23 protein-coding genes and 1 tRNA gene are annotated in these 23,208 nt (G+C 36.1%); 16 read left to right on the top strand and 8 right to left on the bottom strand.

Going from position 1 to position 23,208, the window contains the following annotated elements; translation table 11 throughout:
* Positions 1 to 11 precede the first annotated feature (11 nt).
* On the bottom strand, positions 12 to 995 hold the full coding sequence (locus tag ABJ974_RS01945; RefSeq protein ID WP_419869714.1) for an acyltransferase family protein: 984 nt from the start codon (positions 993 to 995) through the stop codon (positions 12 to 14).
* Between the two features lie 227 nt (positions 996 to 1,222).
* Here ABJ974_RS01945 and ABJ974_RS01950 point away from each other — a divergent pair, with 227 nt between their 5' ends.
* The 11 genes from ABJ974_RS01950 to ABJ974_RS02000 all read left to right on the top strand — a co-directional run bounded on the left by ABJ974_RS01950 (position 1,223) and on the right by ABJ974_RS02000 (position 11,920).
* The gene (locus tag ABJ974_RS01950) at positions 1,223 to 1,690 is read left to right on the top strand and encodes a lipocalin family protein (protein WP_419869715.1); all 468 of its coding nucleotides are present in this window, start codon (positions 1,223 to 1,225) and stop codon (positions 1,688 to 1,690) included.
* 169 nt (positions 1,691 to 1,859) lie between these two features.
* Positions 1,860 to 4,922: a leucine--tRNA ligase gene (locus ABJ974_RS01955; protein ID WP_419869716.1), complete on the top strand. Its 3,063-nt coding sequence runs from the start codon at positions 1,860 to 1,862 to the stop codon at positions 4,920 to 4,922.
* Between the two features lie 240 nt (positions 4,923 to 5,162).
* Positions 5,163 to 6,026, top strand: coding sequence for a MotA/TolQ/ExbB proton channel family protein (locus tag ABJ974_RS01960; RefSeq protein WP_292008365.1), 864 nt, complete (start codon positions 5,163 to 5,165; stop codon positions 6,024 to 6,026).
* A 70-nt stretch (positions 6,027 to 6,096) separates the two neighbouring features.
* Positions 6,097 to 6,705 carry an ExbD/TolR family protein gene (locus ABJ974_RS01965; RefSeq protein ID WP_419869717.1) on the top strand — a complete coding sequence of 203 codons (609 nt, stop codon included), beginning with the start codon at positions 6,097 to 6,099 and terminating at the stop codon, positions 6,703 to 6,705.
* A gap of 12 nt (positions 6,706 to 6,717) precedes the next feature.
* Complete coding sequence (locus ABJ974_RS01970) at positions 6,718 to 7,278, top strand: ExbD/TolR family protein (RefSeq protein WP_419869718.1); 561 nt, start codon at positions 6,718 to 6,720, stop codon at positions 7,276 to 7,278.
* A gap of 24 nt (positions 7,279 to 7,302) precedes the next feature.
* Positions 7,303 to 8,145, top strand: coding sequence for an energy transducer TonB (locus ABJ974_RS01975; RefSeq protein ID WP_419869719.1), 843 nt, complete (start codon positions 7,303 to 7,305; stop codon positions 8,143 to 8,145).
* A 76-nt stretch (positions 8,146 to 8,221) separates the two neighbouring features.
* Positions 8,222 to 8,413 (top strand): C4-dicarboxylate ABC transporter, encoded by a 192-nt coding sequence (locus tag ABJ974_RS01980; protein ID WP_419869720.1) that lies wholly within the window; start codon positions 8,222 to 8,224, stop codon positions 8,411 to 8,413.
* Positions 8,403 to 9,275: a PstS family phosphate ABC transporter substrate-binding protein gene (locus ABJ974_RS01985; protein ID WP_419869721.1), complete on the top strand. Its 873-nt coding sequence runs from the start codon at positions 8,403 to 8,405 to the stop codon at positions 9,273 to 9,275. The genes ABJ974_RS01980 and ABJ974_RS01985 overlap by 11 nt, the downstream gene beginning before the upstream one ends.
* Positions 9,276 to 9,363: 88 nt before the next feature.
* Positions 9,364 to 11,013, top strand: coding sequence for a tetratricopeptide repeat protein (locus ABJ974_RS01990; protein ID WP_419869722.1), 1,650 nt, complete (start codon positions 9,364 to 9,366; stop codon positions 11,011 to 11,013).
* 76 nt (positions 11,014 to 11,089) lie between these two features.
* Positions 11,090 to 11,809 (top strand): bacillithiol biosynthesis deacetylase BshB1, encoded by a 720-nt coding sequence (gene bshB1, locus ABJ974_RS01995; protein ID WP_419869723.1) that lies wholly within the window; start codon positions 11,090 to 11,092, stop codon positions 11,807 to 11,809.
* Between the two features lie 35 nt (positions 11,810 to 11,844).
* Positions 11,845 to 11,920, top strand: a tRNA-His gene (locus ABJ974_RS02000).
* 92 nt (positions 11,921 to 12,012) lie between these two features.
* Here the strand turns inward: ABJ974_RS02000 and ABJ974_RS02005 are convergent.
* Positions 12,013 to 12,348 carry a DUF3276 family protein gene (locus ABJ974_RS02005; RefSeq protein ID WP_002976288.1) on the bottom strand — a complete coding sequence of 112 codons (336 nt, stop codon included), beginning with the start codon at positions 12,346 to 12,348 and terminating at the stop codon, positions 12,013 to 12,015.
* A gap of 100 nt (positions 12,349 to 12,448) precedes the next feature.
* On the bottom strand, positions 12,449 to 14,110 hold the full coding sequence (locus ABJ974_RS02010) for an ABC transporter ATP-binding protein (protein ID WP_419869724.1): 1,662 nt from the start codon (positions 14,108 to 14,110) through the stop codon (positions 12,449 to 12,451).
* Between the two features lie 92 nt (positions 14,111 to 14,202).
* Here ABJ974_RS02010 and ABJ974_RS02015 point away from each other — a divergent pair, with 92 nt between their 5' ends.
* Genes ABJ974_RS02015 through yajC form a run of 3 tightly spaced genes read left to right on the top strand, consistent with a single transcriptional unit; the run spans position 14,203 to position 15,992 of the window.
* On the top strand, positions 14,203 to 15,108 hold the full coding sequence (locus tag ABJ974_RS02015; RefSeq protein ID WP_419869725.1) for a transcription antitermination protein NusB: 906 nt from the start codon (positions 14,203 to 14,205) through the stop codon (positions 15,106 to 15,108).
* A gap of 1 nt (position 15,109) precedes the next feature.
* Entirely contained in the window at positions 15,110 to 15,613 is a 504-nt protein-coding gene (locus ABJ974_RS02020) for a DUF1573 domain-containing protein (RefSeq protein WP_419869726.1), read from the top strand.
* Between the two features lie 10 nt (positions 15,614 to 15,623).
* Positions 15,624 to 15,992 (top strand): preprotein translocase subunit YajC, encoded by a 369-nt coding sequence (yajC, locus tag ABJ974_RS02025; protein WP_419869727.1) that lies wholly within the window; start codon positions 15,624 to 15,626, stop codon positions 15,990 to 15,992.
* A gap of 59 nt (positions 15,993 to 16,051) precedes the next feature.
* Here the strand turns inward: yajC and ABJ974_RS02030 are convergent, their stop codons facing one another.
* Entirely contained in the window at positions 16,052 to 16,987 is a 936-nt protein-coding gene (locus tag ABJ974_RS02030; RefSeq protein WP_419869728.1) for a dihydroorotate oxidase, read from the bottom strand.
* A gap of 98 nt (positions 16,988 to 17,085) precedes the next feature.
* Between ABJ974_RS02030 and ABJ974_RS02035 the strand changes: the two genes are divergently transcribed.
* Positions 17,086 to 17,817, top strand: coding sequence for an SDR family NAD(P)-dependent oxidoreductase (locus ABJ974_RS02035; protein ID WP_419869729.1), 732 nt, complete (start codon positions 17,086 to 17,088; stop codon positions 17,815 to 17,817).
* A 224-nt stretch (positions 17,818 to 18,041) separates the two neighbouring features.
* Positions 18,042 to 18,890, top strand: a complete 849-nt coding sequence (locus ABJ974_RS02040) for a mechanosensitive ion channel family protein (protein ID WP_419869730.1) — start codon at positions 18,042 to 18,044, stop codon at positions 18,888 to 18,890.
* A gap of 71 nt (positions 18,891 to 18,961) precedes the next feature.
* Here the strand turns inward: ABJ974_RS02040 and ligD are convergent, their stop codons facing one another.
* From ligD to ABJ974_RS02060, 4 genes are all read right to left on the bottom strand, one after another.
* Positions 18,962 to 20,833: a DNA ligase D gene (gene ligD / locus ABJ974_RS02045; RefSeq protein ID WP_419869731.1), complete on the bottom strand. Its 1,872-nt coding sequence runs from the start codon at positions 20,831 to 20,833 to the stop codon at positions 18,962 to 18,964.
* A 77-nt stretch (positions 20,834 to 20,910) separates the two neighbouring features.
* A complete protein-coding gene (locus ABJ974_RS02050) occupies positions 20,911 to 21,516 on the bottom strand; it encodes a DNA polymerase ligase N-terminal domain-containing protein (protein WP_419869732.1) in 606 nt (201 codons plus the stop codon).
* Positions 21,516 to 22,301 (bottom strand): non-homologous end joining protein Ku, encoded by a 786-nt coding sequence (gene ku, locus ABJ974_RS02055; protein ID WP_419869733.1) that lies wholly within the window; start codon positions 22,299 to 22,301, stop codon positions 21,516 to 21,518. The genes ABJ974_RS02050 and ku overlap by 1 nt, the downstream gene beginning before the upstream one ends.
* Before the next feature lie 140 nt (positions 22,302 to 22,441).
* Positions 22,442 to 23,179, bottom strand: coding sequence for a carbon-nitrogen hydrolase family protein (locus tag ABJ974_RS02060; protein ID WP_419869734.1), 738 nt, complete (start codon positions 23,177 to 23,179; stop codon positions 22,442 to 22,444).
* Positions 23,180 to 23,208: the final 29 nt, after the last annotated feature.

A 23,208-nucleotide genomic window follows, 5' to 3' on the forward strand; every position in this document is an offset into this window, starting at 1 on the left:
TAAGGTCAAAATTAAAGTTTTATAAATCTTTTTTCATAGAAATGCCAGGAGGCGACTCCCACACAGATAACAAGCAGCATGCAGACAACGGCCATTACATACGGATTATAGTTGGCAAAAAGACCAAGCGTAGTAAATACTCTGATGATGGGAAAGTGGAATATATAAATACCATAGGTGAAATCTCCGTACTTTCCGAAATTATTTAAAAATTTAAATGAGTAAGCAATATATAATACGATAATGCTCAGCATTATAGGAGAAAATAACTTAATACCGGCAATGAGGTCGATCCATACGGTAATGATGGCGATGATGAAAAGAATATTTTTGTTTTTAATGAATTTATCAAAATTAAAATAGATCAGCATTCCGCCGATAAAATAACATAAGGAACCTGGAATTTGTCTGGAAATAGCCATTTTACCTAAGTGCTCAAAATAATTTAAATAGGCCAGCGAACAGAAATATAAGATAATCAGGCTGATATTCCTGTATTTATTGTTTTTACCGAATAATAAAAACATCAGAGGAACCAGAAAATAAAAGCAAAATTCGATTTTAAGGGTCCAGAGAGCTCCATTCACTGCCTGGTTCCCAAAAACTCCCGGAAGGGAAGGAGCCATAAAGTTCATAAATAGGGAATTCCAGAATACATATTTATAAACTCCCGGATTGCTGAAATATTCCGAAAAAGATAACGTACTTACCAAACTCAGAAATATAGCGGCAAGAAAAATAACCAGTAAATAAGCCGGTAAGATCCTGTTGAATCTCTTTTTGATATATCTTTTTAAAGAAGTAGTCCTTTCGTAGCTTCTTGCAATCAAAAAACCACTGACGATAAAAAATGCAAAAACGGCAACTTCAACGGGACTGTTTTCTAAGATAGCGAGTTCTTTCGAGGCACTTAGTGCCCCTAAGTGGCCCACAAAAACTATAAACGCTAGCAGAACCCGAATGAAATCAAAATTGTTTTTCGTTATATCTTGCATTTTTTTTTGAGCAAAAATAACCTTTTTTTCTTTATTAGTAAGCGGGTAGGTTACAAGGTATTTATTAAAATGTAGATATTTCATATTATTGATCTATGTTTAAATAAGGAATTAAGGTTATCTTCGTTTAAATCTATCTGAAATTACAATTTTTATTAATATTTTTTCAAAAAAATAGATAAGTAAAATAAATAAATCATAATTTTAGGCCTTGAAAAATTTGATATATGAAGAAATTAGCATTACTATTTACAGGATTGTCATTGTTAGCAATAACAGGATGTAATGATGATGATACTCCTGAACTGATATACCCAATTGCAGGAACATGGCAGCCTGTCAAGGAAGTTATTACAGTCATTCCTACCGGAGGAGGTGGTTATTCTGATGAAATCACATATTCCACTTGCCAGCAGGAATCCAGATGGATATTCAATGAGAACAGCTCAGGACAAAGAACGGATAATGAGGAGGTAGGAACTCCAGCCGTGTGCAGTGTGATATCCGATCGTAGCTTTACCTATGTTTACGATAAAAAAGAAAAAGATTTTGAAATTAAATATCAGGGTACGGCGGCAACCGAGAAAGGAGAAGTAACCCTCCTCACGGAAACAAGCCTCAATCTGAAAATAGAAGATATGACAGATCCTAACCAATATAAGTCAGTTACTTATACCTTCAAAAGAGTTCAGTAACATTCAGTAACTTTATATCAGTAAAAATCAGTCTCATCTTCTTTAAGGTGAGATTTTTATTTATTGAAAGACCAAATGGTAATTAATTAAAAATTAAAGCTCTATTTCTTTTAAAATCTTTAATTTTGTGAGACTTGATAAATTAATAAAAACAAAATAGATAAATAAAGTGTTTTACGATCATAAGCAGATAGAAAAAAAGTGGCAGAAATACTGGGAAGAAAATCAAACCTATAAAACTTCCAATTCAACTGATAAACCTAAATTTTATGTACTCGATATGTTTCCGTATCCATCAGGAGCAGGACTCCATGTGGGGCATCCTCTTGGGTATATAGCGTCGGATATTTATGCCAGATATAAAAGACATCAGGGCTTCAACGTATTACATCCGATAGGGTATGACAGCTTTGGGCTTCCTGCTGAACAATATGCAATTCAGACAGGGCAGCATCCGGCCATTACCACAGAAGAAAATATCAACAGATATGAAGAGCAGATGAAAAAAATCGGGTTTTCATTTGACTGGAGCAGAGAAGTAAGAACCTCCGATCCTTCCTTCTATCAATGGACACAATGGATCTTTATCCAGCTGTTTCATTCCTGGTATAATAAGACTACGGATAAAGCAGAGCCTATCGATACCCTTATTCAGCATTTTGAAGAAAAAGGAACCGAAGGATTAAATGCCAATCAGAACGATGAACTAAGTTTCACCGCAGAAGAATGGAAAAATGCTTCCGAAATCGATCAACAGGATATCCTTTTAAATTATCGTCTTGCTTACAGAGCGGAGACCTTTGTAAACTGGTGTCCGGCATTGGGGACCGTGTTGGCTAATGATGAGGTAAAAGACGGAAAATCAGAAAGAGGAGGATTTCCTGTGTATCAAAAGAAAATGATGCAGTGGAGCATGAGAATCTCTGCCTATTCCGAAAGACTGTTGCAGGGACTTCAAACTTTGGACTGGCCACAGCCGCTTAAAGACTCTCAGGAATATTGGATCGGTAAATCCCAGGGAGCTCAGATTAAATTTCAGGTAGAAAACCATGAGGAGTTTATTGAAGTATTTACGACAAGACCCGATACGATCTTTGGAGCGACGTTTATGGTACTGGCTCCTGAAAATCCTTTAGTGGAAACCATTACTACGGATGCCCAAAAAGCAGAAGTGGATCAGTATATAGAAGAAACTTCCAAAAAAACAGAAAGAGACCGTCTCACAGATGTGAAAACGGTGTCGGGAGCTTTCACGGGAAGCTATGCTATTAATCCTTTCAGTAATGAAAAGATGCCTGTTTACATTTCAGATTATGTATTAATGGGATATGGAACGGGTGCTGTAATGGCAGTTCCGGCCCATGATGAAAGAGATCACAGGTTTGCGAAAAAGTTCGGTCTGCCTATCAAAAAGGTAGTGGAGACCGATGAAGATATTCAGGAAGCATCCTTTGATTCCAAAACCAGCGTATGCGTAAATTCCGAATTTTTAGACGGATTAAGCTATGAAGAAGCAAAAGCTAAAGTCATAGATGAGGTGATCAAAAGGAATATCGGCTTCGGAACTATCAATTATAAACAAAGGGATGCTATCTTTTCAAGACAACGTTACTGGGGAGAACCGGTTCCTGTCTATTATAAAGATGAAATGCCTTACACCTTACCGGAATCTGCCTTACCTTTAGAATTGCCGGAAGTAGAAAAATATTTACCAACGGAAGACGGTGATCCTCCATTAGGAAATGCAAAAGTTTTTGCCTGGGATGAGGTGAATCAAAAAGTAGTGGCTACCGACCTGATAGACGGGAAAACAGTTTTCCCTCTGGAATTATCCACAATGCCGGGGTGGGCTGGAAGCTCATGGTATTTCTTACGGTATATGGATCCGAATGACCAGGAAAATTTTGTTAAAAAAGAATTGGCGGATTATTGGGGACAGGTAGATTTATATATCGGAGGAAGCGAACATGCTACCGGGCATTTATTATATTCCCGTTTCTGGAATCTATTCTTAAAAGATAGAGGCTGGATCAGTCATGATGAACCTTTCCAGAAGTTAATCAACCAGGGAATGATTTTGGGAATGAGTGCTTTTGTTTATAGATTACTTCCTGACTATCCTTCTGATATTAAATTTGACATAAAAGATTTAGATATTAATTTTCCCGAGAACTTATTTATTTCTAAAAAATATGCAGATGATATTTTTAGATATAAAAAAGCTGTAGGGGATTTAGCACTTCGGGATAACTTTAAAAAAGGAGGTCAAGATTCCTACTATAATGATGTTGAAGTTCCTCGGCAATTGAATGAATTGAAAGGTATTTATAATAGTAAATTGAAAGAGTTAAACCCTAACTCTTTTGAAGTTGCGGATTTAGAGGGAATATTATTTTTAGGAGATCCTCAAGCAATCCATACTGACGTTTCTTTATTAAAAGGAACTTCCGATGAGCTGGATACGGAAGCTTTCAAAAAATGGAGACCGGATTATGCAGATGCTGAATTCATTCTTGAAGAAGGTAAATATATTACAGAACGCGAAGTGGAGAAAATGTCCAAGTCCAAATACAATGTAGTAAATCCGGATGTGATCTGTGAAGAATACGGAGCGGACGGTTTAAGGCTATATGAAATGTTCCTGGGACCTTTGGAGCAGTCCAAACCTTGGAATACGCAGGGACTAAGCGGAGTATATGGTTTCCTTAAAAAATTCTGGAACCTGTATTTCAATGGAGATAACTTTGAAGTTTCTGATGAAGAACCTACTAAAGAAGAATATAAAGTATTGCATACCTTAATAAAGAAGGTAGTTTTTGATATAGAAAACTTTTCATTCAATACCTCTGTATCTTCATTCATGATCGCCGTTAATGAATTGCAAAAAATAAAGTGTAATAAGCGTAATATTCTTGAGCCGCTGGCTATTATCATTTCGCCGTATGCACCTCATATCTGTGAAGAACTTTGGAGTTTGCTTGGGCATACCGATTCCATAGAATTTGAAAAATTCCCGGAACTGAATGAAGCTTATCTGGTAGAGGATGAAATAGAATATCCTGTAAGTGTAAACGGGAAAATGAAGTTTAAATTAGCTTTATCCGCAGAGCTGTCTGCTAAAGAAATTGAGGATTTGGTGATTAGCAACCCCAAAATGCAACAGGTTTTGGAAGGAAAAACACCTAAAAAAATCATTGTAGTCCCTCACAGAATTGTGAATATTGTAATTTAAAAAAAAATTAACATTGGCAAATTAAAAAAAATAAGGAGTCTATATTTTTAAATTTTTAACAGATTTTTAAAAACTTGGAAATATCTCTAAAAAAATGATAAATAATTAAGATATCGAAATCGTAATAAAAATTCTTTGTCAAAAAAAATAAAAATGTTTATTTGAGACTATTGTATTTTAATTAATTTTGCCTTTAATTTACACCCTGTAAAATTTTAAAACAATATAATTTAGTTAAATATGGAAATGAATGTTTCAAAAAATGATGAGCAAGTAGTTGCTAGAAAGACGGGAGGCTTAAATCCAGCGGTTATTATTCCTATTCTATTAATTATAGGAATTTGTATTTATTTATTCGTACTTGGTAATCCGGGTAACTTTAAAGCTGACCCAAGATTATCTGGTGCATCAGTAGCATTTTCTGATGTTGAGAGTAAGGATATGCACCCTGAAGGTTTCTTAGGAATGATTTACATGGGGGGGATCATCGTACCACTTCTTATTACATTTATGATTACGGTTATCGTATTCTCTTTTGAGCGTTACTTTATTCTTAGTAAGGCATCTGGTTCAGGAAATGTAGATAACTTCGTAGTAAAAGTGAGAAGCTTATTGAATCAAAACAAAATTGACGAGGCTTTAGAAGAGTGTGACAGACAACAAGGATCTGTAGGAAATGTTGTAAAAGAAGGTCTTACTACTTACAAAGCTTTAGCTCATGATACTACTTTAAATAAAGAGCAGAAAATGGTTGCTCTTAACAAAGCGATCGAAGAAGCTACAACTCTTGAGATGCCAATGTTAGAGAAAAACATGATGATTCTTTCTACATTAGGTACTGTTGCAACGTTAGTAGCACTATTAGGAACAGTAATCGGGATGATTAGAGCATTCTTCGCGTTAGGAGCTGGAGGAGGTACTCCGGATGCTGCTGCCCTTTCAATCGGTATTTCTGAAGCATTGATTAACACTGCATTAGGTATTGGTACTTCTGCTGTAGCTATTATCCTTTATAACTTCTTTACTTCTAAAATTGATGGATTGACTTATAAGATTGATGAAATCGCTATGAGTATCCAACAGTCTTTTGCTGAATTTTACTAAAAAATAGTGCATGGATTGTAAAATCCGATTCAACAATAAAAGAAGTTTAAAATAATAAGTAATATTAATAATGGCGAGAATTAAACCAAAAAGACATGGTGTAGTTACGGACATGACCGCGATGTGTGATGTTACGTTCCTACTACTTACGTTCTTTATTATGACCACTCAGTTCAAAAAGCCTGATGTGGAGCAGATAAAACCGCCATCTTCTATCTCAGAAAAAATACTTCCTGATGCTAGTTTAATGACTATTAATGCAACACCGGACGGGAAATTCTATTTCCAGCCTGTTGAAAATGCATCAGAGAGACTTGCTCTTTTAGATAATATGGGGCAAAAGTATGGGATGACTTTTACTAATAACGAAAAAGCTGCATTTCAGAGAGTTCAGGCAATTGGAGTTCCAATGGGCCAACTTAAAAGTTATCTGAATATGTCGGAAGATGAGCAGAAAAATTATAAAAGTCCAACAGGAATTCCTATGGACAGTACAAATAAGCAGTTAATTGACTGGGTACAACAGAGTTTAAGCGTTAATCCTGAATACAAATTGGCGATTAAAGGCGATGTTACTACTGAATATCCGAAAGTTAAAAGTTTATTTGAGGGTTTAAGAGATATTGATTTTCTTAAATTTTGGCTGATTACATCACAAGAAGGTAAACCTAATGAGTAATAATTAGAAGAAATGGCAGAAGTACAAGTACAGGAAAAAGGTGGTAAGGGTGGTAAAGTCCGTTCGAAAAAGAATAATCCACGGGTAGATATGACTCCCATGGTGGACCTTAACTTCTTACTATTGATGTTCTTCATGTTTACATCAACCTTTAGTAAACCGAATGTTATGGATTTGGGTCTTCCGGCAAAACCGAAAGATGAAACAAAAAAACCACCTCCAACAGAAATTAAACTTTCGAATTCAATCTCATTATTACTAGGTAAAAACAACAGAATTTTCTGGCACCAGCAAGATAATACATCTTTAACGGATCAGAATCTTAATGAAACTACTTTCGATAGAGATGGAATTAGAAAAGTAATTGAGCAAGCAAAAGCAAATGCAGCTGATAAAACTAAGTTTACGGTGATTATCAAGCCTACTGACGATGCGGTATATAAAAACTTTGTGGATATTCTTGATGAAATGGCAATTACAAAAAGCGAACAATACGGTGTTACCGATGTGAAGCCTTGGGAAAAAGCTATTTATGAAAGAAAAATAGCTGGAGCACCAGCCGTTACAAAGTAATTTAACCATAAAATTATTTGATCTATGGCAGATGAAAATGTATACAACAAAAATCTAAGCTTAGACGAGATTGTATTTGAAAATAGAAATAAAGAATATGGTGCTTATGATATCAGACATCAATATCCTAAGATTTTAACAAAATCTTTCCTTATTGGAACGTCTATATTTTTAATTGTAGCTTTATCTCCTTTTATATATCTTACCATCAAAAATTTGAATGCTCCTGAAAAGCAGGAAGTAAAAGCGGATTTGGTAAATATCCTTGAAGAAGATAGAATTATTGAGCAGCCTAAAGAAGAAGAACCACCCCCACCACCTCCACCTCCAAAAGAGGAAGAGAAAATTGAGGTAATCCAGAACGTGGTTCCGGAGCCGGTAAAAGCTCCAAAAATCGAAACTCCACCACCTCCGATTTCTAAGCAGTTAGAAACAACTACAGGATTAGTGGCTCAGGAAGGGGTAAAAGCACCGGCATATACACCGCCGCCGCCGCCACCTTCAACAGGAACTAAAACTTCAACCGCCGAAGTTAAACCACAAGTGAGTGATACTCAGGTTTATACTGAAGTGGAGCAAACCGCAGAATTCCCTGGAGGAATCAATGCCTTTAGAAATAAAGTAGCAAGCAATTTCGACGGTTCTGCGATGAATGGAGATGAAGGAACTGTAAAAACAGAAATTACTTTCGTAGTAGAAAGAGATGGAAGTATTACAGATGTTAAAGCAAGCGGTTCTAATTCCGACTTTAATTCAGAAGCGATTAGAACAATCAAATCAATCAGAAACAAGTGGACTCCGGCGAAAATCAATGGTCAGTCTGTACGTTATAGATTTAGATTGCCTTTAACAATGAATTTTGAATAATATTGTTTATTTAAATATTTATTAATAAAAGAGGAGTACATACTCCTCTTTTTATTTTTTTTGTACTTTTGTTATTATGAATTGGTTATCACTTATTACCGGATTTTTCTATATAGTCTTAGGAGTTGTCATTATTATTTACAAATTCTTTTTTGTAATCCTGGACCCCACTATAGCTTACGTACTGGGAGCTATTATGATGGCTTATGGTGCTTTCAGAATTTTCAGAGCCATTGCCAAAATTAAAGAATCAAGAAATGAAGAATAGTTTCAGTATAGCTTTACTCATTATTTTATTCTTTATTTCGGGGTGTAAGAAAAAAAGTGAAATAACGGCTTCTTACTATAAGGGGGATTTGACTGTGCTTACGGATGAATCATTTAAAAGCGTTACCGAAGCCCTGGCTGAAGGATATATGATTAATTACCCTGAAGCTAAAATCAAAGTAATTACTAAAAAAGAAGATTTAGGTCTGGTAGATCTTTTAAATGATAAAGCCAAATTGGTGGTAATGTCAAGAAATTTAACTCCAGCCGAGATCGATGCTTACAAAAAGAATGTTGAACTTAAATTTGAGCCCGCAAGGTTTGCAGCCGATGCGGTCGTTTTTATAGTACCCAAAAATTCTTCCAAAACCAGTTTGTCAATGGATGAAATAAAAAATGGCCTCCATTCCGGGGATAAGCAATTTATTTTTGACGGAACAAACTCCAGTAACCTGAATTTTGTTGCCCAGCAATTTAAAGAATCCCCTAAAGACCTTAAATTCTCTGTTATTTCCGGAAATCAAAACCTTATAGAACAACTGAATAAATATCCCGATAAAATCGGAGTAGTCGCACTCAATACCTTTAGCAGACCGTATGATAAAAATGCGGAAAGACTTAGAGAAATGGTGAAAATACTACCTGTTCAAAAGGATGGAAAACTTTATACGGCGGATATGGAAGGAATGAGAGAAATGAAATATCCGTTTACAAGAGTACTGTATTTTTTAACGAATGAAGCCGGCTTTAATATTGCCAGTGGTTTTGTCCGTTATTCATGTACGCAGCTTGGGCAATTGATTGTACAAAAAGAAGGTTTACAACCTTACAACTTATACAAAAGAGAAGTTCAGATGCGTTAAATATTATTAAAATAAACCTTTTACACCTATAAATATATTATTTTGGTCTAAAAATTGTGGAGTAACTATCTCAATTTGAAATTTATAAATGAAAGATATAATGATTATGAATGTAAAAAAGATTGCTTTTGGAGCAGCCGTGGTATTTTTTACCAACTTTGCGTACGCGCAGACACTACAGGATGGAATTAATAGTATTGATAGTGATAAATATGCTCAGGCAAAAAACAACTTTTCACAGATGATTTCTTCAGCGCCTACCGCTGAAAATTATTTTTACTTGGGAAATACCTTTTTAAGACAGGGGGAACCTGATTTTGCAAAGGCTACCGAAAATTTCAATAAAGGTTTAGCTGCAGATAATAAAAGTTTTCTAAACAAAATAGGTCTTGCAACTGTAAAGCTTGGTAAAGGAGATAAAAGTGCTGTTGCAGAAATACAAAAAATTGTAGCAGACTCAAAAGAAAAAGATGCAGAAGTATTATTCAGAGCGGCAGAGGCTTTAACTTTATTTGAAAATAATAATGCACCGGATGTGGCTATCCCATATCTGAATAAAGCGATTGAAAAAGCTGAGAAAAAAGGTGTTCCTGCTTATTACTACTATACACTGGGTGACGCGTACAGATTGAAGAGAATTCCTGGTGATGCAATGACCGCTTATGATAAAGCATTACCTTTAGCTAAAAATAAAGCTTCCGTTTATACAAGAATGGGAACTTTATGGATGGCGGCCCAACAATGGAAATTAGCAAAAGATAATATAGATAAGGCAATTGCAGTGGATGCAACCTATGCACCTGCCTATAAAGCATTAGCTGCTTATGATATCAAATATCAGGAAAATGCTAAAGCTACACAGGATTTGATCAACTATACAAAGTATGCGGATGAAGATCCATATACACAATTGGAAATTTCCAAACTGTATTTTACCAACGAAGATTATGCTAACTCTAAGACAACATTAGATAAAGTATTCGATAAGGTAGATGATCCGATTAAATTTAAGTTGAGAGCTTACCAATTATATGCAGAAGGTAACTATGCGGAGGCAAAACAAAATATGGATACTTTCGTTTCTCAGGCAGATAAATCCAGAGTACAGCCGGCAGATCAGGGCTTACAAGGGCTGATCGCAGCTGGATTAGCTAAAACTGAAACGGATGCAGCTAAGAAATCTGCTTTAACGTCTGAGTCTCAACAAAAAATTGCTATTGCCAAAGCAGCTAAAGATGAAACTTTAAAATGGGATATGGAACTGGCTAAGATAGCAGGAGGAGGAGCTTCTCAGGCATCTGCTGATTCAGGACCAACTTCACCTGAGATTGAAGCTTTGAAAAAACAAACGGCTGCCAATCCTCAAGATACGGATGCTTTATTCAAATTAGCTACTGCTTATCAGGATGCTAAAAACTGGAACGGAGCGGTTCTTACATGGCAGAAGATGATCAATCTTCTTCCGGACTGGGCACCGGCTTATTACAGCCAGGGATATTCATACCAACAGTCAGGTAACAACGATGCAGCTAAATTATCTTATGAGAAGTTTATCAGTACCGTAAAACCTGCAGAGATGGAAGCTAACAAACAAACATTGGCCTATGCTTATTTTGCCGTTGCTTACATGGAAAAAGAATCTAACCCTGCCAAAGCAAAAGAATATGTTGCTAAATCAGTACAGTTAGATCCTACTTACGAGGATGCTGTAAAACTTAACAGCGAGATCAACAAATAATTTATATTTAAATAGATATGAAACTTCCCATTCAAATAGGTTTGGGAAGTTTTTGTTTAAGTCTTATCTTTGAAATATGAAAACAGATATTCTTGCAATTGGCGCACATCCTGATGATGTGGAATTGGGATGTGGAGGGACGATTGCTAAATTAGTCTCAGAAGGAAAGAAATGTGTAATTGTAGATTTGACCCGCGGAGAGCTGGGAACCCGTGGAACAGATGAAACCCGGAAGGAGGAAGCAGCGGAATCTTCAAAAATACTCGGTGTTTCTGCCAGAGAGAATTTAGGAATGAAAGATGGCTTTCTTGTGAACTCAGAGGATTATCAGATGAGAATTGTTGAAATGATCCGTAAATACCGCCCGGAAATTGTGTTAGCCAATGCAATTGATGACAGGCATCCGGATCATGCAAAAGCAGCCAAATTGGTATCTGATGCTTGCTTTTTATCGGGCCTGAGAAAAATTGTAACCGTAAAGGATGGGGAAGAACAGGAGATATGGAGACCTAAACAAATTTTCCACTACATCCAATGGAAGCATATTCAGCCAGAATTTGTGATTGATATATCAGAACATTTAGAAACGAAAATTGCAGCCTGTATGGCCTTTAAAACGCAGTTCTACGATCCTGAATCCAAAGAACCTGTGACTCCGATAGCGACGAAAGATTTTTATGAAAGCCTTACTTACCGGGCCCAGGATTTAGGACGTCTTTCAGGAGTAACTTATGCTGAGGGATTTACGACTGAAAAGTTAATAGCACTGAAAAATTTTGATGGAATTATTTTGTAACTAAAATAAATTTTCTATATTTGCACCCACGAAACGGTGATTGTAGCTCAGTTGGTTAGAGCGTCGGATTGTGGTTCCGAAGGTCGTGGGTTCGAGACCCATCATTCACCCAGATTAAACACACTTTTTTTAAAGTGTGTTTTTTTATGCATAAAAAAAGCATCTTAATAAGATGCTTTGGTGTTTTTTAGATATGCTTTGATTTAGACTTCATCATCGGAATCGATGGTGTAAGATCTGCTTTTAAAGTCTTTATCGTGCTTTTCTGATATTACATCCTCTCCTTTTTCATTAATGATGAAATCTGTAGATTCATTAAACATCTCCTGGAAACTTTTAAAATCCTCTTTGTAAAGATAAATTTTGTGTTTCTCAAATGTAGCTTCTCCATTTTCTCCGAAATTCTTTTTACTTTCGGTAATCGTAAGATAATAATCTCCCGCTTTCGTCTCGCGCACATCAAAGAAATAAGTTCTTCTCCCTGCTTTTAACACCTTCGTGAAAATTTCATTTTCGTGGCGTTCCTTGTATTCACTCATTGTTAGATATTTTTTTAATCTTGTTAAGAACAAATATAAAAGTTTTCTTCCAATCACAAAATTTTTTTTATGATTTATTTAACAATTCTAAACAAAGGGGCTAAGCGGTTACAGAATTGCTAATTTCACTAAGATTAATAATCATATCTGCTTTTTGAGCGCTAGACTCTCTGTGAGTGATAATTATAGAAGTAGCATTCTTAATTTTTGACTCGATATTATCAAGAATATTCTGTTCGGTTTCCGTATCCAATGCTGAAAGTGAATCATCAAAAATAATGATATTCGGATCTTTAATTAAGGCTCTGGCAATACAAATTCTCTGTTTCTGTCCTCCCGAAAGCATTACACCTCTTTCTCCAACCGTAGTTTTATATTGATCTTTAAAGTCTATAATATTCTTATGTACATCAGCAATTTTTGCATATTCTTCTACCCTTTCGAGGGAAGGATGATCAATAGCGAACCCGATATTATTTTCAATCGTATCAGAGAACAGATAACTTTCCTGTGGGATATAGCCTATAAAGTTTCTATAATTCTCTAGATTATGTTCTTTAAGATTTTTTCCGTCAATCAGGATTTCACCTTCCGTAGGATCGATCAATCTGCATAGTAGTAAAGCGATGGTAGATTTTCCACTTCCTGTCTTTCCCATAATCGCTAAAGATTTTCCGGCTTCTATTTTAAAGCTTAAATTTTCAAGCGCTTTAATTCCTGTGTTGGGATAAACATAAGAAACGTTCCTGAACTCAATATCTCCTCTGATCGGATAATTCTCAAAGTTGGTGTTGACGATTTCTGATTTTTTATCTAAAAATTCATTGATCCTCTGCATGGAGGCTTCTGCTCTCTGATTTACGGAAGTCACCCAGCCCACCATGGAAAAAGGCCAGATCAGAATGTTAATATACATAAAGAAATCTGCGATCTTACCTACACTCAGTTCCCCTGCAATATATTTTTGTCCACCAATGAATATGATGGCTACGTTCAGAAGACCTATTACAAACAGAATGATCGTGAAGAAGTAAGCTTCTGTTTTGGCAAGGTCCAGTGCTTTATCCTGATAATCCGTAATTTTTGTATCGTAATTCTTTTCTATATACTTTTCCCTAGCAAAAAATTTCACTACACGGATCCCGGAGAAACTATCCTGAACAAACGTGGAGATCGCAGATTGGCTTTTCTGCATGATCTTGGACTTTTTGTTAATAATGGAACTTACCTTATAAATAATATAAGAAAGGATCGGAAGGGGAAGTAAGGTCCACAATGTCATGGATGCGTCTGTTTTTACCATATAGATACTGGTAATGAGAAGCAGGATCAATAAATTAACGACATACATTACACCCGGTCCCAGATACATTCTAACAGCTACGACATCTTCACTTAACCGGTTCATTAAATCTCCGATAGTGGTTTGCTTATAATCCGTTAAAGAAAGATCCTGGTAGTGGCGGTAAATTTTATTTTTAAGTTCATATTCAATCCTTCTGGAAGCTACAATGATGGTTTGTCTCATCATAAAGGTGAAAATACCGGTAAGAAGTGAGCAGCCTACAATAATAGCCACATATATTAATACCTGCCGGTTGAATCCGAGACTTCCTCCTTTTGTAAGTTCATCCACAGATTTTCCAACAAACTGTACCTTATATATGTTGAAAAAATTACTTGCAATTATAAATAGTAACCCCCAACACAATAATATTCTGTGTTTCCAAAAATAAGGGTTTAGAGTTTTTAAAGCTTTCATAAACTTTTACAAAATTACAAAAATACCCTAAGACTCAGAATGGGATAAATTCTAAATTTTGCTTATCTTTGCCACCATAAAAAGCTCTTTGAATGTTAGGAAGAAGACAAATCCGTGAAAAAGTGGTAGAAAGTGCCTATTCATACTACCAAAATCCTATAAAGTTTGATGTTTTAGAGAAAAATATGTTCTCTGGAATAGAAAAAATCTATCATCTTTATATTTATCAGCTCAACTTTTTAGTAGCCCTGAAAGATCTTGCTGAAAACCAAATAGAGATTGGTAAAAAGAAGTTTTTCAAAACTGATGCCGATATTAACCCTAATCAAAAATTTATCAATAATCAGGTATTGATCAAGATTGAAGAAAATCCTGAAAGATTATTTTTTACAGGTCAGCATAAAGAACTGAAATGGGATTTGCATGATGATTTGTTGGTGAAAACCTTCCAAAGGATGACCGCAGGAAAGCGTTATCAGGATTTTATGCAGGAGGAGAAATATTCCTTTGAAGAAGATCAGAAATTTATCGGTAAGCTGTTTTTAAGATATATTGCTGAAAATGAAGATTTTCTGGATTATATCGAAGATAAAGAGCTCACCTGGTCCGATGATATTCATATTTCTAATTCCATGGTGCAAAAAACCATCGGATTCATGAAGGAAGATGTGGAAAGCAGAACCCTCATTAAAATGATCAAAGATGAAGAGGATAAAACCTTTGCCAGTAAGCTGCTGAGAGATACCCTGAATAATTGGGAAAACAATGAGAAAAAATTAGGCGAGAGATTGGAGAATTGGGATCTGGAAAGAGTTTCTCTGATGGATAAAGTTATTTTAATAACAGCAATCAGTGAATTGGATAATTTTCCGTTTACACCTTCAAGAGTTATAATAAATGAGTACATAGAAATTTCAAAGGTATTTGCTACCGAAAGGTCAAATATTTTTATTAATGGAATTTTAGATAAATACTGTAAAGATAAAAATAGAATATAGCATGAAAAAGACGTTATCAATTATCGCATTGTCTATTATAGGACTGGGATTAGTTTCTTGTAAAAAAGAAAATAATGAAGCAGCATCTCAATATGTAGGAACTGATTCTGCAGCCACTGTAACACCGGATCAAAGTGGAGTTGTAGCAGGAGATTCTGCAGTAGCCGGAACTGGAGCTGCCACTAATCAGCCTGTAACAACAATCGCTTTATCTGAAAGTAATTTTGATTTTGGAAATATTAAAAAAGGAGATAAAGTAGAACATGTATATGAAGTAACCAATACGGGAAGCAACCCTTTAGTTATTTCTGAAGTTAAACCGGGATGCGGATGTACAGCACCTGATTTTACAAAAGATCCTATTTTACCAGGAAAAAAAGGAAAAATCACTTTACATTTTGATTCTACCAATTTTGACGGAAATGTTCAGAAGTTTGCTGATGTATATGCAAATGTGGACAGCGCTCCTGTTAAATTAACATTTACAGCGAATATTCAACCATAATAAATAACATATGCTGACAATTTTTTTACAGGCACAACAACAAGGAGGAGGCTCTATGATGCTCATCATGATGGGGGTAATGTTTGTGGGATTTTATTTTTTAATGATAAGACCACAAATGAAAAAGCAAAAGCAGGAAAAAAACTTTCAGGAGAATCTGAAAGTAGGAAGCAGAGTAGTACTCACTTCAGGTTTGCATGGTAGAATTGCACAAATCCAGGAAGATGGTTTCGTTATTGAAACATTATCCGGAAAATTGAAGTTCGAAAAAGCGGCGGTTTCAAGAGAATTTACAGAAGCCCGTTTCGGAGACAAAGCAGTTAAAAAGGAGGAAAAACCTGCTGCTGAGAAAAAAGAAATAGAAGCTGAGAAGAAATAATTTTCTGTTCAGAGTAAAATAAAAGGTGACCACTTGGTCACCTTTTTTATGATAAATATTTATATACTCTTTAACTTACCTCTGAAATCCTCGATACTTTCATATCCTTTTTCATTCATTACCTCTTTTAATTCTTTAAGAAGTCTTTCAAAAATTCCGGTTCCTTCTTTAGCAAGCTGGCTTCCTACCTGTACCATCTGTGCACCACATAATAAGTGTTCGAAGACATCCCTTCCGTTTTCTACCCCTCCACATCCAATCACGGAAATACTCTTATTAAGTCTTGTATAAAATGCTCTTACATTGGCTAAAGCAGTAGGCTTTACATAAGCTCCTCCGATTCCTCCAAAGCCGTCTTTGGGTTTTAGAACCACTTCTTCTTTGTCGATATCGATGTATAGACCATTTCCAACAGAGTTGATACAGTTTACGTATTGTAAAGGAAACTGATTCAGGATAGATGCCATCTCATCAAAGTGAGCAATGTCGAAATAAGGGGGAAGTTTTACCCCGATTGGTTTCTTGAAAAACTCAAAAGTTTTGGTTAAAACTTCTTTGGTTCTTTCAAAGTCATAACCTACCTGTGGTTTTCCCGGAACATTGGGGCAAGAAAGATTAAGCTCTGTAATTCCTTTAAATTCCGAGTCGTTGATTTTGTGAAGCATTTCAAGGTTTTCTTCTAAAGTCATTCCGGCAATAGAAAGAAAGTTAACCTGTCCTGGATTTTCATTTTGAAACCGGATGGAATAATCCAGGTAAAAATCAAAGCCTAAATTAGGAAGTCCCATGGAATTGATAGTTCCCAAAGGTACTTCAAAATAGCGTGGGCTTGGATTTCCTTCTCTGAAATTAGGTGTTGCGCTTTTGGTAACAAAGCTTCCGGATGGGGACTGTACCATTTCATTAAGCTTTTCAGCATCATCGCACCAAACACCTGAAGCGTTCATTAAAGGATTTTCGAATTCATAAGTGGCAATTCGTGAAGTAAGGTTCATTTTTTCTTTTTATTAAATTATGCAAAGTTAGTGAACAAAAACAAGGCGGCAAAATTCTGAAATTTGATATACTACCCAGAATAAAATATCTTTGTGAAATGAATCAAAACACAGACAAGACCGTTCTTATACTGGGTGCCAATTCGGATGTTGCCAAAGAGTGTATAAAACAATATGTAGAAAAAGGCTATTCTGTAATTGCTGCATCACGCAATACGAATTCCCTTGAAAATTTTGTTAAGGATAATCAGTTGGATGCGAAAGTGGGTATTCTCTCTTTTGATGCGGTGGATTTTGATTCTCATCAGGCATTTTATGATAAACTTCCGGTGAAGCCTCATATTGTAGTCTATGCCGCCGGATTCCTCGTAGATAATGAAAAAGCATTGAGAGACTTTAACGGTGCCCAGCAGATGATGAAGGTCAATTATATGGGAGCTGTTTCTATTCTTAATATTATTGCCATGGATAAAACTAATACCCGTCTGGAACGGATTATTGGGCTTTCCTCTCTCTCCGGGGTACGGGGAAGGAAGAGTAATTTTGTGTATGGAAGTACCAAAGCTGCTTTCACACAATATCTGGCAGGATTAAGACAGGAGCTGTCATCACGGAATATCACTGTTAATGCCTTGGTGATCGGCTATATCAGAACAAAAATAAATGAAGGTTTACAGCTTAATGAATCATTAATTATGGAACCCGATTATGTAGCCGGATTTATTGTGAATGCAGGAAAAGGATTTACCATTGTACCGAATTTTAAATGGAAAATTATTTATCATATTTTAAAAATTCTTCCCGAAGGTCTGGTGGCAAAACTTCCCTGAGTTTTTTATATTGAAATCTATCTTGGCCGGTATAAAATTTTTATTCATTATTTTTGCATGGGAATTATTCTGTTATAGAGATTATTTCTATGACTCCAACAACAATATATCTGTAATTTTTTCTATTAAAAATAGGTAAGCGGTTTTAAATATTTAAAACTGATACAGGTATTGGTTCAGACTAAGCAAAACGGAAAAGATCGGATTTAATAATATATAAAAATATGGATGATTTAAAATTAAACAACGTTCAGGAGCATTGGCAGACCTTTGTATCTTCTGCTGTTTCATGGGCTCCCCGGATAATTACAGCGGTTATTTCGGCATTGCTTATTTATTTAATAGGTGCATGGCTGATCAGATTAATTAAGAAACTGGTAAGGAAGGCTTTTCAGAAACGTAATATGGAACCTTCATTGCAGCAATTCCTTTTAAACCTTATTAATTGGGGACTCAATATATTACTTTTTATAGTGGTAGTGACTCAATTGGGAGTACAGACTTCGGCATTCGTAGCCATGATCGGGGCGGCCGGACTTGCGGTGGGATTGGCATTACAAGGCTCATTAACGAATTTTGCAGGTGGAATCCTTATTCTCTTGCTTAAACCTTTCAAAATTGGAGATTATATCTCTGCAAGTGCTGATGTAGCGGGTACTGTACAGGAAATTGATGTTTTCCATACAAAGCTTATCACTCCCCAAAATCAGTTAATTGTAATACCTAACGGAGAAATTTCCAATAAAAGTATTACCAATTATACTCATTTGGGTATGCGTAAGACCTGGTTTAATATCGGAGTATCATATAATGCCGATCTAAAACAGGCAAAATCAATATTAATGGATGTAATTGAAAATAATCCTTTAGCCTACAAGGACCCGGCTCCCCAGGTAGTCGTAACAGAACTGGGAGACAGTGCCGTTAATTTATCCATAAGAGTGGCAACTTCCACTGAAAACTTCTGGACTATGAATGAGCAGCTGATGATTGATTGTAAAGCTGCCCTCGATAAAGCAGGTATAGAAATCCCTTATCCGCAGCAGGATGTTCATATCTATAAACAATCTTAAAAATAAAAAACGAAAGCTGAATGGTAACATTCAGCTTTTTTATATTTAATGTAAACGTAATGGGTTTAAACTTACTTATTAGCTTGCAGTAGTTCCAGGGCTTTTATCATATTAATTCCTTTTCCCAGAACAGGTTTAAATAAATCTCCTTTCTCTTTAATTCTCTCCAGGGCATTATGAATAGTAAAATCTGTCGGCTTTAATCCTTTTTTTAATTCTTCCCATTCCAGAGGCATAGACACGGAAGCTCCTTGCTTAGGCCGTAAACTATAGGCACTCGCCAGGGTTTGGCCTGTCCGGTTTTGAAGGTAATCCAGATAGATTTTCTTATCGTCCCTTTTCTGTAAGCTTCTTTCAAGCGTAGTAATTTTAGGAAGCTGATCGTTAACATATTTCATGAGGATATGGGCAAAATCTTTTACCTGGTCAAAATCATATTGTGCTCCCATCGGAATATAAATATGGATGCCGGTACTTCCGGAAGTTTTACAATATCCTTTAACTTTAATTGAACTTAAAATTTCGTTGACCTGTAAAGCGGCTTCAATTACATCATCAAACGTATTTTTCTTGGAAGGATCCAGGTCAAGCACGAGGTAGTCCGGGTGTTCCAGATCAGGCAGTGAGCTGTTCCACGGATTAAGGTCAATACACCCTAAATTATTAAGATAAGCTAAGGTGGCCTTGTCATTACAATAAATATAGTCGATATTTTTATCATTGGATTCGGAGTACACTTCCGTGGTTTTTATCCAATCAGGAATATGGTCTCCTGCATCTTTCTGATAAAAGTTCTGTTCTTCAATTCCATTAGGAAAACGATTAAGAGATAGAGGACGGTTCTTTAGATAGGGAAGGATATAATCCGCCACCGACTGATAATATTCGATAACGTCTCCTTTGGTGATGCCGTCCTTCGGGAAATATATTTTATCCTGATTGGTAAGGGTTACTTTGTGTCTGTTCAGGGTGATTTCCTTTTCTTTCTCAGAAGTTCCTTTTTGGGTTTTCATATTTTTTATTTTTTGGTGTGTAGATGTACTAATAGGGGTGGTACCACTGATCTCTTCAGGGTCTTTATCTTCGCGGAGCCCGACAAAAACAGGATGCCGGAAAATACCGTCTTTGGTGATTTCGGAATATTTAATTTCGCAAACCAATTCAGGCTTTACCCACGTAACAGGCATATTGGTTTTAGGAACAGTTTCAAACGGAGATGATTTTACAATAAGTTTCTTTAACCGTTCGTAAAGTTGTTGTAAAGATTCATTGTTAAATCCGGTTCCCGTATGTCCGCAATACGTTAATTCTCCTTGAATGTATTTTCCCAGAATAAGGGCTCCAAAACCTTTTCGTGAACCTCTGGGTTCTGTAAATCCACAGATGATAGTCTCTTCGGTATTGGTGAATTTTATCTTGAGCCACTCACTTGTCCGGTGATCTTCAACATAAAGACTATCAGCTTTTTTAGCAATCATTCCTTCCAGTTTCATATTTTTCATCTGCTCAAAGAAATCAATGCCTTTTTCAGGAATGTGGTCGCAGTATTTAACGATATCTGTTTCGATTAATGCTTCTTTGAGAAGTTCTTTCCGTTGAATAAGCGGCAGACTCTCCGTAGAATGCCCATTCAGCCATAGAAGGTCGAATACCTGGTAAGTTAATGCAAGATTAGGCTGCTCACCAATCTGCTGAAGCAACTGGAAATTAGGTTTTCCCTGGTCGTCATATGCAACAATTTCACCATCCAGGATCATCTGGTATTTCTGTTGTTCAAAATCTGATGCAACTCTTTCAAACTTGGATAAAAAAGAAATTCCATTACGTGAATAAAAGAGAGGATCAGCTTTACTGAGATCGGCGATAGCCCTGTAACCGTCCCACTTTATTTCAAAAATCCAGTCTTTATCGTCAAATGCTTTTTCATAGGATTTGGCGAGCATGGGCCGTATAAATGTCTTTAATTTTTTTTCTTCTGTTAAAGAATTGAATTTACGGAATCTGGGTTTCGTTTCTGAAGTTATGACTTCTTTTTGCCGCTTTTTTTTAGGCTTTTTTTTTCCTCTAAAAATTTCGTTACTAAAGATTTGGGAGAAGTATTTTCTTCAGCATCATAAGAATCTTCTGCAAACTCATCTTTATGCTTTATCAATAGCCACGAATTGCCTTCCGAATTTTTCATTTTTACTAAAGCAAATTCGCCTTTTAGTTTTTTGCCGTGGAGGATAAATTTTAAAGAACCTGCTTTCAGCTCTTTTAGCAGTTCTTTTTCATCGGAAAGCTTGCTGGTGTCATCCAGGGGCTCATACGTTCCGCTATCCCATATTTCGACCTGTCCGGCTCCGTAATTTCCTTCCGGGATATTCCCCTCGAAATCCTTATAGTCGTAGGGGTGATCTTCCACCATCATGGCAAGACGTTTATCTTTTGGATCGAGTGACGGTCCTTTGGGAACGGCCCAGCTTTTCAGTACACCTTCCATTTCTAACCGAAAGTCATAGTGTAAATGCGAAGCTGCATGCCGTTGAATTACAAAGATCAGCTGATCTTTACTTTTCTTTTTTTCACCTTTCGGTTCACTGGTTTCGTCGAACTTACGCTTATTCTGATAATCTTTTAGAGCCATTATGATGCGGTTTTGGATTTTGTATTCTGCAGACTGGCTTTTAACTGTGCCATTAGATCGATGACTTTGCCTTCTTTTACAGGTTCAGCCGTTTTAGCTTTAACATTCTTACCTTTCGCTTTTTGTTTGATGATTTTCATCAGAGATTCTGAATAGGTATCTTTATACATCGTGGGATCAAACTCTTGGGAAAGTTGCTCTATAAGGCTGATTGCCATTTTGAGCTCAGCGGGTTTAGGAGCTTTTTTAGCCGGAATTTTCAGGTCTTTGTAGTCTCTTATTTCCTGATCGAATCTCAGCCGGTTGAGAACAAGGATTTCTTCGTTATAAGGCCTGATCATTCCGATGGCTTCACTTTCTCTCAGTACAAAAGTTCCAATTCCTACCATTTTGGTTTCCTGCAGCGCTTTAATTAAAAGTCTGTATGCATTTTCACCGTTCTTCTGAGGTTCCAGATAATAAGGATTTTCAAAATAGACACTATCTACTTCCACTTCCTTAACGAATTGATCGATTGAAAGTATTTTTGATTTCTCAGGGCTTGCAGCCTCGTAGTCCTCATCTTCCAGGATGATGTATTTGTCCTCCATGAGATAACCTTTTACAATGTTTTCCCATTTTACTTCTTTACCCGTATTTTCATTGACTCTTTTGAATTTGATATTGGAAAAGTCAGATTTATCCAGCATATCCAAATCCAGTTTGCTGGTTTCCGTAGCGGAATAAATTTTAACAGGGATATTGACTAAACCAAAGCCAATGGCACCATTCCAAATTGCTTTCATTGTCTTACGTTTTGCATAAGATCGTGCAATGATTGTGCCGTTGAAATTTATTATTGTGAAATTGCTCCGGTGAAGAAGAGAAAATACATCAACATACAATAGAAGAAAAGTATGTTTATATATTTTTAAAAATAAATAGATTATGAATTGGTCTTGTAATGTTTTTCAATTTGGTTGTTTTCAGTATTTAAAATGAGAATGCCTTCCTGAACATCATCCAGCTGCCCGATTAACTTACCTTCATTATTCCATGCTGATGTTCTGCCGGCGCATGTATAGCCACCCGATTCACCAATAAAATTTGCCATCATGACGCTCATGCTATATTTTTTTCCAATATGGGAGAGTTTCTGAAGATCATCTTCTATACCGTTCACGGAGTTTAAGACGGATGTAAAATAAATTTGAGAACCTTGCTGAAAAGCATGGGTAGAGTGTAAAGGATCGGACAGATCATAACATATGGCTAGGGAAATCCTATTTTGCAATACGTCGAGCTCATAAAAATTTTCTCCTTTTGTGAAAATACCGACTTCTGTCGGGAAGAGATGTTTCTTAGAATAGATTTCCCGTTTTTTTTGGGGTTGGAATAGAATGCAGCTTATCATTATTTTATTTTCAGACTTTGTTGGCATTCCTACTCCGATCGTAATATTATTTTCATCGGCTATTATCTGGAAATCATTGAGTATTGGGTCTTCATAGTGGATAGATAATTCTTCTGCAAGATCGGGTTCATAGCCTGTAATAGATAGTTCAGGGAATATGATGAGATCCGTATTGTTTTGAATGGCTAGGTCAATAAGTTCTTTATGAGTTTTGATATTATATGGAATGTCTCCTTTTATAGGTTTAATCTGGGCAGCTGCGATTTTCATGGGTTTATTTAGTAAGGTTGATATATAAT

Source organism: Chryseobacterium sp. CT-SW4 (assembly GCF_048572715.1).
Classification (GTDB): Bacteria; Bacteroidota; Bacteroidia; order Flavobacteriales; family Weeksellaceae; genus Chryseobacterium.